Below are 12,941 nucleotides of genomic sequence, written 5' to 3'. Positions count from 1 at the left end.
ATCAGGCACGCGCCTCGTGTTTTTGGCAGGCGGGGCATAGGCCCGCCACCTCGATCACGGCACGTTCAGCGCGAAAACCGGTTGCCGCGGCCAGCGCCGACAGACCGCCGAGGTCATGCCCCGCCTCCAGCTCCGCCACCGCATTGCATTTTTGGCAGATCATAAAGACCGGCGCATGGGCATGGTTGAAATGGCTGCAGGCGACATAGGCGTTCAGCTTTTCGATCTTATGGGCAAAGCCCTGCTCGACCAGAAAATCCAGCGCGCGGTAAACCACAGGCGGCTGACTGCCCAAGCCCTCGGCGGCAAGGCGTTCCAAAATGGCATAGGCCCCGATGGCGCGATGTTCCTCGCCCAAGATTTCCAGCACGCGGCGACGCACGGGGGTCAGGCGCAGACCTTCGGCTTGGCAGCGATCTTCGGCGCTGGCCAGCATTTCGCCTTGGCAATGCGAATGGTCGTGGGTGTCGAATCCGGTCATTTTGCGCCTCTAAAGTTACGATATAACATAAGAGGACGCAGGCTGACCCGCAAGGGGCGTTATTTTGCGGCGATTTGCGCCTCGAGCGCGGCAATACGGGCGGCAAGGGCGATATTCTCCTCGCGCGCGCGGGTTGCCATGGCGCGGACAGCCTCGAATTCTTCGCGGGTGACCAGATCACGGTCGGCCAGCCAGCGGTCAAGCCAAGCCTTCATGGCATTATCCGCCTCGCCCTTGGCCCCTTGGGCGACACCCATAGCATTGGTGAAAAGCTGCGATACGTCATCAAAAAAGCGGTTTTGGCCGGCCATGATATCCCCCTGTCCAGTTGCCCTATCATATGGCGTTTGGCGCACCGATCACAAGAACGCCCGGGCACATTGACTTTGCACCGCAATCCCGCAAGGAAAGCATATGGAAACCGGCATCCCCTTCCCCCCGCTGTCACCCGATGTTTTCAGCCTGAGCCTGTTCGGGTTCACCTTTGCGCTGCGCTGGTATGCGCTGGCCTATATTGCCGGGGTGGTGATCGGCTGGATGGTGGTGCGCGCCGCTGCCCAGCGCCCGCAGCTATGGCCCGAAGACCGCGCGCCCTATACGCCCGCGCAACTGGAAAACTATATCACCTGGGTGATCGTCGGCATCATTCTGGGCGGCAGGTTAGGCTATGTGCTGGTCTATGAGCCCGCCCAATATCTGGCCCGCCCGTGGGAAATTTTGGCGCTGTGGACCGGCGGCATGTCTTTCCATGGCGGCTTTGTCGGTGTGGTGTTGGCGACGCTGCTATTCGCGCGCAGGCATGGCATCGCGCTGCCCGCGTTGTCCGATAGCGTGGCCATGGTCGCGCCGATCGGCATTTTGCTGGGGCGGCTTGCGAATTTCGTCAATGCCGAGCTGTGGGGCCGCCCGACCGATCTGCCGTGGGGCGTGATCTTTCCGGGTGCGGCGGCGCAGGATTGCGGCAATTTGATCGGCCTGTGCGCGCGCCACCCCTCGCAGCTTTATGAGGCGCTGATCGAGGGGCTGATCCTGGGCGCGCTGCTGCTGTGGCTGGCGTTCCGGCGTGGCGGGCTGAAAAAGCCGTGGCTGATCACAGGGCTGTTTCTGACCATCTATGGGCTGGGCCGCTTTGTCGTCGAATTCGTGCGCCAACCCGATGCGCAATTCGTGGCGGTCGGCAACCCGCTGGGCCTTGCGCTGCATGTGGGCGGCTGGGGCCTGACGATGGGCCAATTGCTGTGCCTGCCGATGATCCTGATCGGACTGTGGCTGGTCCGGCGCGCCCGCGCATGAGCCTTGCCGCCCGGATCAAGCGGATGATCGCGCAGGGCGGGCCGATGCGCCTGTCGGATTACATGTCGCTTTGTCTGCTCGATCCCGAGGCCGGTTATTACACCACCCGCACAGCAATCGGCGCGGGCGGCGATTTCATCACCGCGCCCGAGGTCAGTCAGGTCTTTGGCGAGCTGATCGGCCTTGCGCTGGCGCAGGCCTGGCTGGATCAGGGCGCGCCCGATCCTTGCATATTGGCCGAGCTTGGCCCAGGGCGCGGCACGCTGATGGCCGATATTTTGCGCGCGACGCGCAAGGTTCCCGGTTTTCACGCCGCAGCACAGGTCGTGCTGGTCGAGGCCTCGCCGCTGATGCGCACGCTGCAAGCGGCCAATGTGCCCGCGGCCAGATGGTGCGACAGCGTAGAGGCACTGCCCGCCGGGCCGCTATTCCTGATCGCGAACGAATTTCTGGATGCCTTGCCGATCCGCCAATTTCAGCGCAGCAGCGACGGCTGGCACGAGCGGCTGGTCACCGTGCAAGACGGGGCGCTGACCCTCGGCCTTGGGCCGCAGATCGCACTGCCCGATGCGCCGGATGCGGATGTCTTTGAACAAAACACGATGGCCGAAAGCGTGATGCGGATCATCGCCAGCCGGATCGCTGTTGCGGGCGGCGCTGCGATTTTCATCGACTATGGCGCGGATGAAAGCCGTGGCGATACGTTTCAGGCCGTGCAAAATCACGCCTATGCCGATCCGTTCAGCGATCCGGGGACAGCGGACCTGACCGCGCATGTGGCGTTTGGCCCCCTCGCACGCGCTGCGACAAATGCGGGCGCTGCGGCCTCGGCCTTGATAACCCAAGCAGATTTCCTGCTGACCCTTGGCCTCAGCGCGCGCGGCGCGGCTTTGGCCCGTCATCTATCGGGCGCTGCGCTGGACGCGCATCAGGCCGCGCTGAACCGCCTGACGCATCCGGGCGAGATGGGGACCTTATTCAAAGTTCTGGGCATCACCCCTGCCGCCGCGCCAGCCATTGCGGCCCTGCCGCGCCCCGTGCATAGTACATGACGACTCTGGTGAAAGGGCCGTGGGCATGAGCCTCGACATCATCACTTCTGATGCGCTGGTGGGCGTGCGCCATGGCTTTTTCGGCCGTGCGGGCGGCGCATCTTCGGGTGTATTTGCAGGGCTGAATTGCGGCCTTGGCAGCACCGACCAGCGCGAGGTTGTCCTGCTGAACCGGGCCCGCGTCGCGGCTGCGATGGGTGTGGCGGCAACCGCGCTGATTGGTGTCAATCAGGTGCATTCCGCCGATGTGGTTGTGGTCAGCGACAGTGATACGCCCCGCCCCGCCGCCGATGCGATGGTGACAAATGTGCCGGGCATCGCCCTTGGCATCCTGACCGCCGATTGCCAGCCGGTGCTGTTCGCCGACGTTGATGCTGGCGTCATCGGTGCCGCGCATGCCGGTTGGAAAGGCACGCGGGCAGGCGTGCTCGAGGCGACGGTCGATGCGATGATCCCGCTTGGCGCGCGCCGCGATCAGATCACAGCGGTGATCGGCCCGACCATCAGCCAACGTGTCTATGAGGTTGGCGCCGATTTTCGCGACAATTTCATCGCCGCCGATCCCGATGCCGCGCGATTTTTCGTGGCGGGCGCGCCCGGAAAATATCAGTTTGACCTGCCAGGATTTGGCCTGTCGCGTCTGCGGCGCACGGGGATCAAACAAGCGGAATGGACACGCCATTGCACCTATTGCGACCCCAAGCGCTTTTTCAGCTATCGCCGCACTACACATGAAAAAGAGGCGGACTATGGCCGCCTCATCTCAGTGATCAGGCTGTAATTACGCGCGGCGCGCGATCCGCTCTTCCAGAACATCGAACGGCACGCCCGGCTCGTCTTTCGCGCAGCGAATCACAAGGCTGGTCTTCACGCTGGCCACATTCGGCGCCGAGGTCAGCTTTTCCGTCAGGAACGACTGAAAGGTGCGCAGATCCGGCGAGATGCATTTGAGGATAAAATCCACTTCGCCGTTCAGCATGTGGCATTCGCGGACCAAGGGCCATGATTTCGCCAGCGCTTCAAAGGCGCTCAGGTCAACCTCGGCCTGATTGATCAGGCGCACCATGGCGAAAACCTGCACCTCGAACCCCAGCTCGCGCGGGTCGATATCGGCATGATAGCCACGGATATAGCCCTGTTCCTCAAGGGCGCGGACACGCCGCAGGCAGGGCGGAGCCGAGATTCCAACGCGTTTCGCCAGTTCCACATTGGTCATACGACCATCGGCCTGAAGCTGGGCTAGGATATTGCGGTCAATGTCGTCTAGTTTCGCCCCGGGCACGCCTTACCCCATCAATGCTGATTTCAGTGCTGTCAGAGGCATATAATACGCAATAATATTACGCAACAGCCCAATCGCTTAGCAAGGAAAAGACGTCGCGGGAATTCGCCATTGTCCCTGAAAATCGCGGCTTTTGCTGGCGGGCTGCACTGCCTATATGATGTGCAACGACCTATCGCAGGAGCCGATCCCATGTCCAATCCCCGTCACACACGCGTCCTGATCATCGGATCGGGCCCGGCGGGCTATACCGCTGCCGTCTATGCGGCGCGCGCCATGTTGCAACCGATCCTTGTGCAAGGGATGGAGCCCGGTGGCCAATTGACCACCACCACCGATGTCGAAAACTGGCCGGGCGAGAAAAGCATCCTCGGCCCCGACCTGATGGTGCGGATGGAGGACCACGCCCGCGAGATGGGCGCCGAGATTGTGATGGATCTGATCACATCGCTGGATCTGCAGCAGCGCCCGTTCACCGCAGTGGGCGATAGCGGCACCGTGTATACAGCCGATGCGATCATTCTGGCCACCGGCGCGCGCGCCAAATGGCTGGGCCTGCCGTCTGAGGAGCATTTCCGCGGCTTTGGCGTCTCGGCCTGTGCGACCTGTGACGGCTTCTTTTATCGCGGGCAGGAAATCGTCGTTGTGGGCGGTGGCAATACCGCCGTCGAAGAGGCGCTGTTCCTGACGAACTTTGCCAGCAAGGTGACGCTGGTGCACCGCCGCGACAGCCTGCGCGCCGAAAAGATCCTGCAAGAACGCCTGTTCAATCACCCCAAAGTCGAGGTGATCTGGAACCACGAAATCGTCGAAGTGCTGGGCGAGACCAATCCGCGCGGCGTCGAGGGTGTGCGTCTGCGCGATGTGAACACGGGCGATGTGCGCGATCTGGCCGCCAAGGGCTTTTTCGTCGCCATCGGTCACGCCCCTGCCAGCGAATTGGTGCAGGGCCAGTTGGAACTGTATAACGGCGGCTATGTGAAAGTGACGCCCGGCAGCACCGCAACCTCGGTGCCGGGCGTGTTTGCGGCGGGCGATCTGACCGATGACAAATATCGCCAGGCAATCACCTCGGCCGGGATGGGCTGCCAGGCGGCGCTGGATGCTGAGCATTGGCTGCAAGCCCAAGGCTGACGAGAGGGTTGATTTTACAGCGCCAAGCGCGACACTGCGTCAAAGCGACGGGAGATGAAGATGAGTAATGTTCTGGCCGATCTGCTGAGCGAAGTCTCGGACGCCGAAGAAATATCCAAAGCGGCCAGCGCCGCTTTGGTCAAAGCCCAAGAAGAGCTGACTTGGTTTGACGCCTTTGATCAGGCCGAAGTGCGCGCCAAGATCGAAGCGTTGAACGAAGATCTGGGCGTGCTGGCCGGCACGATCGCCGGCCTTGTGGCCGAGGAAGCGCTAGAGCAAGAGCGCTACAAGGAACTGCGCAGCGAGGCGGGTAGCATCCTGAACCCGCTGAACTGGTTCAATAAAGAGAAAAAGGAAAGCCGTGCCGTTGCCCGCGACCAGCGTGGCAACCGTGATGCGACCCGCGACCAGTTGCGCGATCAGCGGCTGGTCGAAAGCCGCCTGCAAGCCGAAAAACGCGAGCAGCAAGAGCATTTGAAGCGGTTCGAGGCCTTTGATCGCCCCAAACAGGTCAAGCTGCTGAAGTCGCTGGAGATCGACGCCGACAAGACCCGCCTCCATGCCGAGGCTTTGCGCGCGCTCTATGAAAGCGCGAAAAAGCTGACCGCCGGCGCGCTGGCGGAATTCGAGGTGCTGTCGGACAAGCTGAAACCGCTGCAAGACCGCCTGTCGCGGGCCACCACCGCCGTCGCCAATCTGGCCGCAGAAAAGGACCAGACCCAATGCGACGTGCTAGAGGAGCGCGCCAAGGAACAGTTCGGCACCGTCGATCTGCAACAGGTGATCAGCGGCTGTCAGGCCGAGATGAGATCGCTGGAGGATCAGCTGGCCGGGGTCGAGGCGCGGATTTCCGAAACCGTCCTGACGATGCGCAAAAAGCTGGATTTGCCCGTGGTGCAGAAGAAAACCTAAATAAAAAAAGGGCCGCGCGATGCGGCCCTTTTCTTTAATTCACACCCACCGGCGTGCGCTCGTATTGGCGGGCGATTTTAAAGGCCAGATCGCGGTTCGCAACCAGCGCCAATTGTTCACCGGCTGCGTCATGGATTGAAAAGACCGTCTCCATATTCTGGCCGATCCGCTCTTGCACATCATCAGGCAGGCTCGCAACCTCGACGGGTTTCACATAGACCACTTCGCCCAGGCCAACTTTTCCAAGATCGATCAACGTGTTCATTTCCCACTCCTTTTGATGCGGATGGTCTGCACGACGGCGTCGGGCAGTTGGCGGTTCAAATCAATATGCAGCAGGCCGTTTTCCAGCACGGCCTCGCCGACTTCCATCCCGTCGGCCAGCACGAAACTGCGCTGGAATTGGCGCGTGGCAATGCCACGATGCAGATAGACCCGCTCGCCCACATCATTTTGGCGCCCGCGCACCACCAATTGGCGGTCCTCGACCGTGATGGACAAATCCTGTTCCGAAAAACCTGCAACAGCCAGCGAGATCCGGTAATCCCGCTCGGAGGTTTGTTCGATATTATAGGGGGGATATCCCTCGTTCGAGGATTTCGCCGTCCGCTCAACCAACCGCTCGAGCTGGTCAAAGCCCAGCAAAAACGGATGGGCCCCCAATGTCAATTTCGTCATTCCGCACGTCCTATAGCTAGCGACAGTGTCCAAAGTGGCCCCAAATAGGCGACCATCTGTACAGTGAATATGGGCGCTTGCCCGCCCCCTTGCAAGTAGCCAGACCTTGCAACTGGGCTAGCGCGGCGGCACAAGGCACAGTATAAAATCAGAACCCTCCCAGACGCACAGGTAACCGCAGATGAGCTTTTCGCCCCGTATGGAAGAGACCGAGGTCCTGCGCGTCAAGCTGGAGATGTTGCGCCGCGAACACCGCGATCTGGACGAGGCGATCCAGGCGCTGGACGCGCGCGGCACCGGCGATATGTTGATGATCCGCCGGTTGAAAAAGCAAAAGCTGATGCTGAAAGACCAGATCGCCGCAATCGCCGACCGAATTCTGCCCGATATCATTGCCTGACCTCGCGCGCGCGTATAAGCGGGGCGTGAAACAACAGGGGATCGGCATGGGCGATATCAAAGTTGGCATCATCATGGGCAGCCAGTCGGACTGGGCCACGATGCGCGAGGCAGCAAGCATTCTGGACGAGCTGCAAATCCCCTATGAAACCAAGATCGTATCTGCCCATCGCACGCCCGACCGCTTGTGGTCCTATGGCAAAACCGCTGTTGATCGCGGCCTGCATGTGATTATCGCAGGCGCGGGCGGCGCGGCGCATCTGCCGGGGATGATGGCGTCGAAAACCCGCGTGCCGGTAATCGGTGTGCCGGTGCAGACGCGGGCGCTGTCTGGCGTCGATTCGCTGTATTCCATTTTGCAGATGCCCAAGGGCTTTCCCGTGGCCACGATGGCGATTGGTGCCGCGGGCGCCGCGAATGCCGGGCTGATGGCTGCGGGCATTCTGGCGATCAGTGATGCCGCGATTGCCGCGCGTCTGGATGCGTGGCGCGAGGCGCTGTCCGCCTCGATCCCCGAGGAGCCGCGCGATGAGTGATATGCTGCAACTGGGCGCGACGATCGGGATTTTGGGCGGCGGGCAGTTGGGGCGTATGCTGGCGGTTGCGGCATCGCGCCTTGGCCTGCATGTCCATATTTACGAGCCGGGCGCCTCGCCCGCCGCTGAAACCGCCGCCCGCGTGACCCATGCCAGCTATGACGACGCGGCCGCCCTGCGCGCTTTTGCTGAAAGCGTCGATGTCGTCACCTATGAATTCGAGAATATCCCGACATCGGCGTTGGATCTGCTGGAATCCCTGCGCCCGATCCGTCCGGGTCGCCGGGCGCTGGCGACCTCGCAAGACCGGCTGACGGAAAAGACATTCCTGCAAAGCATCGGCCTGCAAACAGCGCCTTTTGCGGTGGTTGATGATGCCGAAAGCCTGCGCAGTGCGATCCTGGCGGTCGGCACGCCCGCGATCTTGAAAACCCGCCGCATGGGTTATGACGGCAAGGGCCAAGCGCGACTAAAGTCGGAGGCCGATGCCGTGGATGCGCTGGCCGCGATGGCGGGCGCCCCCGCCCTGCTGGAAGGTTTCGTCGAGTTCAGCGCCGAGATTTCCGTCATCGGTGCGCGCGGCGTGGATGGCGAGATCGCCTGTTTCGACCCCGGCGAGAATGTCCACCGCAATGGCATCTTGCACACCACCACCGTTCCTGCCCGCATCAGCCCTGCCCTGCGGTCGGATGCGGTGCTGATCGCGGCGCGTATTTTGAATGCGCTGGATTATGTCGGTGTCTTGGGTGTCGAGCTGTTCGTGACGCCGCGCGGGTTGATCGTGAACGAGATCGCGCCCCGCGTGCATAACTCGGGCCATTGGACGCAGAACGGCTGCCTGATCGACCAGTTCGAACAGCATATCCGCGCGGTTGCAGGCTGGCCCCTCGGCGATGGATCACGCCACAGCGACGTGGTGATGGAGAATCTGATCGGCGATGACGTGCTGCGAGTGCCAAGCATTGCCCGCAGCAATACGGCGATCCACCTTTACGGCAAAGGCGCGCCGCGCCCTGGCCGCAAAATGGGCCATATCAATCAAATCACTGGCCGTTAAACGCCCTAAGCGCCTCATCCACGGCAGCAGATAGCACGCCGCCAAGGGTGAGGTCATGGTTGAACGCCCCCTCGCGCAGATAGGTGACCGTCTGCGCGATGACCAGCGGGTTGTTCATCAAGAATGTATGGCTGACCGGCAGCACCAGATGGTCGCGCATCCCCTCAAGACGTGTCGAGGCGACCGAGACCTTGCCGTCATGCTCGCCCTCGAACGCCAGCGACATCAGCGGGTTCAGCGGGGCGTTTCCGGCGATAATGCCGATATCATAGCCATTCGCGGGGCCCAGCGTGTTCGGCACCGAATCCGCGCCTGTCCCCAGTTGCAACCCCGCCGGCCCGTTCATCCATTGAAACGGCGCGAAATCACCAAATATATCCACCAGTTCCGAGCCTTGGTTCGGCGGTGCCAGCATGACGATCCGCCCCAGATCCGGCACATGATTGTCGGCCAGATAGGCGCGCACCAATATGCCGCCCATCGAATGGGTCACGAAATTCACCCGCCTTTTGCCGCATTCGGCAATATCCTGCGGCAGATGCTGGGCGACCAGTGCCTCGATCGGCTCGGCGGTCGAAGGGTAGCCGCTGTTCACCACCCTATAGCCCGCGATTTTCAACGCCTCGCCCATCGGCGCAAGCGAGGCCTCGCTGCGGGCAAGGCCGTGCAGCAGCACGACGCATTCCCCCGTATCCGGCGCGGCAAGGGTAAAGGCGGGTGTCTGTGCCATAGCGGGCCCTGCGGTGATGGCCAAAGCGGCCAGGATCAGCGGTTTCATGCCCTGCATCAAACCAGCAACACAGGGCAATGGCAATCAGCGCGCCTCGCGCCGGACCACGCGCAGCACGACATAGCCCAATGTGCCCGAGAGGATCGATCCGGCCAGAATGCCGAATTTCACCCCGTCCTGCAGTGCCGGGTCGTCAAAGGCCAAAAGGCCAATGAACAGGCTCATGGTAAAGCCGATCCCGCATAGCAGCGACACACCCAGCACCTGCCCCCAACTGGCCGCCGCTGGCAGATCGACGATACCACTGCGCACCATCAGCGCGACCGCGCCAAAGACCCCGATCAACTTGCCAAGGAACAGCCCAGCGGCCACACCCAAGGTCAGCGGCTGCGCGAATGTCGCCAGCGTAACGCCCTCGAACGAGACGCCCGCATTGGCGAAACCAAAGATCGGCACGATGATAAAGGCGACCGGTGTTTGCAGGATATGCTCGAGCCTGTGCAGCGGCGATTCGGCTGGCGATGCTTCGGGCGCGGCGGGGGTGCGTTTGATCGGAATGGTCAGCGCAAGGATCACGCCCGCCAGCGTCGCATGCACGCCGGATCGGTAGACCAGCACCCACAAGATCACGCCCAGCACCAGATAGGGCACAAGGGAATTGACCCGCATCCGGCCCAAGCCCACCAGCGCTGCCACAACAGCCGCCGCCAGCCCCAGATCCACCACGGACAGATCCGTCGTATAAAACAGCGCGATAATCACGACCGCGCCCAGATCGTCGATGATCGCCAGCGCGGCGAGGAACACCTTGAGCGAGGCAGGCACCCGTGGCCCCAGCAGCGACAGCACCCCCAGCGCAAAGGCGATATCGGTGGCCGATGGAATCGCCCAGCCGCGCAGGGCCGCCGGATTTCCTGCGTTAAAGGCGACATAGATCAGCGCAGGCACCGCCATACCGCCCAGCGCCGCCACTCCCGGCAGGATGCGGCGCGGCCAGGTCGATAGCTGGCCATCGACCATCTCACGCTTGATCTCGAGGCCGACCATCAAAAAGAACGCTGCCATCAGCGCATCATTGATCCAATGCTGCAGGCTGAGCGGACCAAGATACAGATGCAGCGCGTTGAAATAGCTGGCCGCAAAAGGCGAATTCGCCGTGATGATCGCAAGGGCCGCAACCACCATCAAGACGATGCCCGCGGATGATCCGCTGTCCAGAAATTTACGAAATGTAGCGTTACCGCCGCGACCATTCGGCCGTGGTTCATGCGTCGACATGACCAAGCTCCCCAAGAGACAGGTTTCAAACTTCTCCGTATTCAGGGGGACCCTGGGCGCACGCAGCACACGCCTGTCTGTATTCTAGCCAATGCGGCCCTGCGGTGCCAAGCCTTTTCGTCGCATTGCACCCCGCCCTCGCCGCCGATAAATACGCAAAGCCGAAAAGATAAAGGGCGGTTGGTTATTCCGCCCCTCTGCGTTCCAGAGATCCATTTGCGCCTGCGCGCAGAGCCACGGCGTCTGTCGCAGCACGGCCCCAGACACGGGGGCCGCATTATCTGGAAAGCCTCACCCTTTGGAACTGAAGACTCGTATTATCGCGCAACTGATCATCACCTTTTGCATGGCCAGCATCATGTCGGGTTTCCTGACGCTGCTGGTCATGGGGCCAAGTATGCAATGGCTGCAACAATGGCCGCTGCGCATTATCGTCGCTTGGCCGCTGGCCTTTATCGTCAGCCTGATCGTCGGGCCGCTGGCGTTTAAGATTGCGGCGCGTCTGACGGCACCGCGCCGCTAAAAGCCTCGGCCACGGCCGCCGCCTCGTGCGGGTCAAGGCCGTGGCCTGCGGGCAGCAGGGTGACCTGCACCTGCGCGCCTGCGGCCTCCAGCGCTGCGGCAAGCCGCTGGCCTTCGGGCAGGAAACTGTCATCGCGGCCAAGGATTAGCGTAATCGGCACATGATCCAGCGCCACTGCGGGCGCCCCCTCCAGCACTTCGGCGGCGCGCAGCAGAACCGTGCGGGTGGCAAGCTGCGGATAAAGCCGCATCGCCGCCGCGATGAAATTCGCGCCATTGGAATAGCCAAGGAACGTGACATCGCTGATCGCGATGCCATAGCCCGTGCGCAGATCCTCCATAAAGGCGGCAAAGGCGGCGGCCTCGGCACGGATGTCGGCCTGATCATACTGGCCCGCGCCAAAACGGCGGAACCAGCGCAGGCTGCCCTCCTCGGTCGCGCGACCGCGCAGGGCGATCAGTGTCGCGCGCGGATTGGCGGCGGCGGCAATGGGCATCAGATCGGCCTCGGTCCCGCCCGAGCCGTGCAGCAGCACGATCACCGATCCATCGGGGTCGGCCGGATCATAGAAACGGTGGCTGAAATCCAGCGTGCGAATGGGGCGGCGCGGCGCACCCGGCAGTGCAAATTGCGGCAGCATCACCTGTAGATCCGCCGCACGGTCCAGCGCATTATCGGGCAAGAACAGCCCGCTGCCCAAGTCCTCGGCGCGCTCATCTAGCAAGAAACCGGGCGCATCGGTGGCATATTCGATCAATGTCCCCGCAGGCTCGCGCACGTAGAGCGAGAAAAAGTATTTGCGATCATGGACATGGGTCACGCCCTCGTGGTCGCGCAAGTCAAGGCGCATCTGGCGGACGGCATCGACATCGGGCGCACGAAAAGCGACGTGATCAAAAATCCCAGCGCCCGGGCCCCCGGTCACAAAGCCCGCGGATTGTCGGATATCCACCACATCACGGTCGGATTGCATCCGGATGAACGGCCCGTCGCGCAGCGCCACGCTATAGCCGAAACGCGCGATGAATGCGCCCGTTGCCTCGGCATCCTCGGTCAGGATCGTCACCGCGCGGATGCGGGTCGGGGCCATCGGATCGGGCAAAGGGGCATCCGCAGGCAGATCAGTCCCGACCAGCTTGACGATAATCCCGTCGGGGTCGCGCAGGCGCAGCACAGGCTCGCCCAATTCGCGCGCGGGGCCGGTAAAGGGAATACCCGCCGCCATTGCCCTTTGCAGCCAGTCACCGATACTGGCGAGCGGCACCGCAAAGGCGATCTCGCTGACCTGCCCGAGGCCGACGCGGCCATGCGCGCCATCGGGCCAGACCAGAAAGGTGATCAGCGATCCGGGGCTGGCAAGCTGATCGCCATAAAACAGGTGCAACTGTTCGGCATCCTCGAAGCCGCCGGTGCGCTTGACCAGACGCAGGGCCAGAAACCCCGCGTAAAAATCGACATTGCGCTGCACATTTGCAGTAACGGCGGTGACGTGGTGGATGCCCGAGGTCATATTCTATCCTGTCTGTAGCGCCGCCACCTTGCCGCGATTTTCGTGCAAAAAGAAAGGGCCCGCGTTGCCGCGAGCC

The 12,941-nt window shown here is 62.3% G+C and carries 17 protein-coding genes; 9 read left to right on the top strand and 8 right to left on the bottom strand.

What is annotated here, in order from left to right:
* Position 1 precedes the first annotated feature (1 nt).
* A complete protein-coding gene (locus KVU_RS02545; protein ID WP_013383758.1) occupies positions 2 to 481 on the bottom strand; it encodes a transcriptional repressor in 480 nt (159 codons plus the stop codon).
* Positions 482 to 540: 59 nt separating this feature from the next.
* A complete protein-coding gene (locus tag KVU_RS02540) occupies positions 541 to 792 on the bottom strand; it encodes an accessory factor UbiK family protein (protein ID WP_013383757.1) in 252 nt (83 codons plus the stop codon).
* Positions 793 to 895: 103 nt separating this feature from the next.
* Between KVU_RS02540 and lgt the strand changes: the two genes are divergently transcribed.
* From lgt to pgeF, 3 genes are read left to right on the top strand one after another with little or no spacing between them, the layout of a single operon-like run.
* Entirely contained in the window at positions 896 to 1,774 is an 879-nt protein-coding gene (gene lgt / locus KVU_RS02535) for a prolipoprotein diacylglyceryl transferase (protein ID WP_014537555.1), read from the top strand.
* Complete coding sequence (locus KVU_RS02530) at positions 1,771 to 2,826, top strand: class I SAM-dependent methyltransferase (RefSeq protein ID WP_013383755.1); 1,056 nt, start codon at positions 1,771 to 1,773, stop codon at positions 2,824 to 2,826. The genes lgt and KVU_RS02530 overlap by 4 nt, the downstream gene beginning before the upstream one ends.
* Before the next feature lie 25 nt (positions 2,827 to 2,851).
* Positions 2,852 to 3,607, top strand: coding sequence for a peptidoglycan editing factor PgeF (gene pgeF / locus KVU_RS02525; protein ID WP_013383754.1), 756 nt, complete (start codon positions 2,852 to 2,854; stop codon positions 3,605 to 3,607).
* On the opposite strand, the gene KVU_RS02520 is transcribed toward pgeF, so the two are convergent.
* Positions 3,608 to 4,108, bottom strand: coding sequence for an Lrp/AsnC family transcriptional regulator (locus tag KVU_RS02520; protein WP_014537554.1), 501 nt, complete (start codon positions 4,106 to 4,108; stop codon positions 3,608 to 3,610).
* Between the two features lie 192 nt (positions 4,109 to 4,300).
* Between KVU_RS02520 and trxB the strand changes: the two genes are divergently transcribed.
* Positions 4,301 to 5,242 (top strand): thioredoxin-disulfide reductase, encoded by a 942-nt coding sequence (gene trxB / locus KVU_RS02515; protein WP_013383752.1) that lies wholly within the window; start codon positions 4,301 to 4,303, stop codon positions 5,240 to 5,242.
* Between the two features lie 60 nt (positions 5,243 to 5,302).
* Positions 5,303 to 6,154, top strand: coding sequence for a coiled-coil domain-containing protein (locus tag KVU_RS02510; RefSeq protein WP_014537553.1), 852 nt, complete (start codon positions 5,303 to 5,305; stop codon positions 6,152 to 6,154).
* Between the two features lie 34 nt (positions 6,155 to 6,188).
* Here KVU_RS02510 and KVU_RS02505 read toward each other — a convergent pair whose 3' ends face one another.
* Positions 6,189 to 6,419, bottom strand: coding sequence for a DUF1150 family protein (locus tag KVU_RS02505; protein ID WP_013383750.1), 231 nt, complete (start codon positions 6,417 to 6,419; stop codon positions 6,189 to 6,191).
* A complete protein-coding gene (locus tag KVU_RS02500; RefSeq protein ID WP_013383749.1) occupies positions 6,416 to 6,832 on the bottom strand; it encodes an Hsp20 family protein in 417 nt (138 codons plus the stop codon). Before KVU_RS02500 ends, KVU_RS02505 begins: the two co-directional genes overlap by 4 nt.
* Before the next feature lie 181 nt (positions 6,833 to 7,013).
* Between KVU_RS02500 and KVU_RS02495 the strand changes: the two genes are divergently transcribed.
* Genes KVU_RS02495 through KVU_RS02485 form a run of 3 tightly spaced genes read left to right on the top strand, consistent with a single transcriptional unit; the run spans position 7,014 to position 8,824 of the window.
* Positions 7,014 to 7,232, top strand: a complete 219-nt coding sequence (locus KVU_RS02495) for a YdcH family protein (RefSeq protein WP_013383748.1) — start codon at positions 7,014 to 7,016, stop codon at positions 7,230 to 7,232.
* Between the two features lie 46 nt (positions 7,233 to 7,278).
* A complete protein-coding gene (purE, locus tag KVU_RS02490; protein ID WP_013383747.1) occupies positions 7,279 to 7,767 on the top strand; it encodes a 5-(carboxyamino)imidazole ribonucleotide mutase in 489 nt (162 codons plus the stop codon).
* A complete protein-coding gene (locus KVU_RS02485; RefSeq protein WP_013383746.1) occupies positions 7,760 to 8,824 on the top strand; it encodes a 5-(carboxyamino)imidazole ribonucleotide synthase in 1,065 nt (354 codons plus the stop codon). Before purE ends, KVU_RS02485 begins: the two co-directional genes overlap by 8 nt.
* On the opposite strand, the gene KVU_RS02480 is transcribed toward KVU_RS02485, so the two are convergent.
* Positions 8,811 to 9,611: an esterase/lipase family protein gene (locus KVU_RS02480; protein WP_014537552.1), complete on the bottom strand. Its 801-nt coding sequence runs from the start codon at positions 9,609 to 9,611 to the stop codon at positions 8,811 to 8,813. The two genes, KVU_RS02485 and KVU_RS02480, sit on opposite strands and share 14 nt — an antisense overlap.
* 27 nt (positions 9,612 to 9,638) lie before the next feature.
* Positions 9,639 to 10,832, bottom strand: coding sequence for a Na+/H+ antiporter NhaA (nhaA, locus tag KVU_RS02475; RefSeq protein ID WP_014537551.1), 1,194 nt, complete (start codon positions 10,830 to 10,832; stop codon positions 9,639 to 9,641).
* Between the two features lie 298 nt (positions 10,833 to 11,130).
* On the opposite strand from nhaA, the gene KVU_RS02470 reads away from it, so the two are divergent.
* Entirely contained in the window at positions 11,131 to 11,355 is a 225-nt protein-coding gene (locus KVU_RS02470; RefSeq protein ID WP_013383742.1) for a DUF2798 domain-containing protein, read from the top strand.
* On the opposite strand, the gene KVU_RS02465 is transcribed toward KVU_RS02470, so the two are convergent.
* Complete coding sequence (locus KVU_RS02465) at positions 11,318 to 12,865, bottom strand: VOC family protein (RefSeq protein WP_014537550.1); 1,548 nt, start codon at positions 12,863 to 12,865, stop codon at positions 11,318 to 11,320. The two genes, KVU_RS02470 and KVU_RS02465, sit on opposite strands and share 38 nt — an antisense overlap.
* Positions 12,866 to 12,941 lie beyond the last annotated feature (76 nt).

The organism is Ketogulonicigenium vulgare WSH-001, from assembly GCF_000223375.1.
Taxonomy (GTDB): domain Bacteria; phylum Pseudomonadota; class Alphaproteobacteria; order Rhodobacterales; family Rhodobacteraceae; genus Ketogulonicigenium; species Ketogulonicigenium vulgare.
The sequence above is the reverse complement of the archived record's forward strand: the minus strand, read 5'-3'. Positions and strand labels throughout refer to the sequence as shown.

What these genes read in the sequence shown, in the direction of transcription:
- KVU_RS02545 (WP_013383758.1), bottom strand. Translation starts at nt 481, where the DNA reads ATGACCGGATTCGACACCCACGACCATTCGCATTGCCAAGGCGAAATG.
- KVU_RS02540 (WP_013383757.1), bottom strand. Translation starts at nt 792, where the DNA reads ATGGCCGGCCAAAACCGCTTTTTTGATGACGTATCGCAGCTTTTCACC.
- lgt (WP_014537555.1), top strand. Translation starts at nt 896, where the DNA reads ATGGAAACCGGCATCCCCTTCCCCCCGCTGTCACCCGATGTTTTCAGC.
- KVU_RS02530 (WP_013383755.1), top strand. Translation starts at nt 1,771, where the DNA reads ATGAGCCTTGCCGCCCGGATCAAGCGGATGATCGCGCAGGGCGGGCCG.
- pgeF (WP_013383754.1), top strand. Translation starts at nt 2,852, where the DNA reads ATGAGCCTCGACATCATCACTTCTGATGCGCTGGTGGGCGTGCGCCAT.
- trxB (WP_013383752.1), top strand. Translation starts at nt 4,301, where the DNA reads ATGTCCAATCCCCGTCACACACGCGTCCTGATCATCGGATCGGGCCCG.
- KVU_RS02510 (WP_014537553.1), top strand. Translation starts at nt 5,303, where the DNA reads ATGAGTAATGTTCTGGCCGATCTGCTGAGCGAAGTCTCGGACGCCGAA.
- KVU_RS02505 (WP_013383750.1), bottom strand. Translation starts at nt 6,419, where the DNA reads ATGAACACGTTGATCGATCTTGGAAAAGTTGGCCTGGGCGAAGTGGTC.
- KVU_RS02500 (WP_013383749.1), bottom strand. Translation starts at nt 6,832, where the DNA reads ATGACGAAATTGACATTGGGGGCCCATCCGTTTTTGCTGGGCTTTGAC.
- KVU_RS02495 (WP_013383748.1), top strand. Translation starts at nt 7,014, where the DNA reads ATGAGCTTTTCGCCCCGTATGGAAGAGACCGAGGTCCTGCGCGTCAAG.
- purE (WP_013383747.1), top strand. Translation starts at nt 7,279, where the DNA reads ATGGGCGATATCAAAGTTGGCATCATCATGGGCAGCCAGTCGGACTGG.
- KVU_RS02485 (WP_013383746.1), top strand. Translation starts at nt 7,760, where the DNA reads ATGAGTGATATGCTGCAACTGGGCGCGACGATCGGGATTTTGGGCGGC.
- KVU_RS02480 (WP_014537552.1), bottom strand. Translation starts at nt 9,611, where the DNA reads ATGCAGGGCATGAAACCGCTGATCCTGGCCGCTTTGGCCATCACCGCA.
- nhaA (WP_014537551.1), bottom strand. Translation starts at nt 10,832, where the DNA reads ATGTCGACGCATGAACCACGGCCGAATGGTCGCGGCGGTAACGCTACA.
- KVU_RS02465 (WP_014537550.1), bottom strand. Translation starts at nt 12,865, where the DNA reads ATGACCTCGGGCATCCACCACGTCACCGCCGTTACTGCAAATGTGCAG.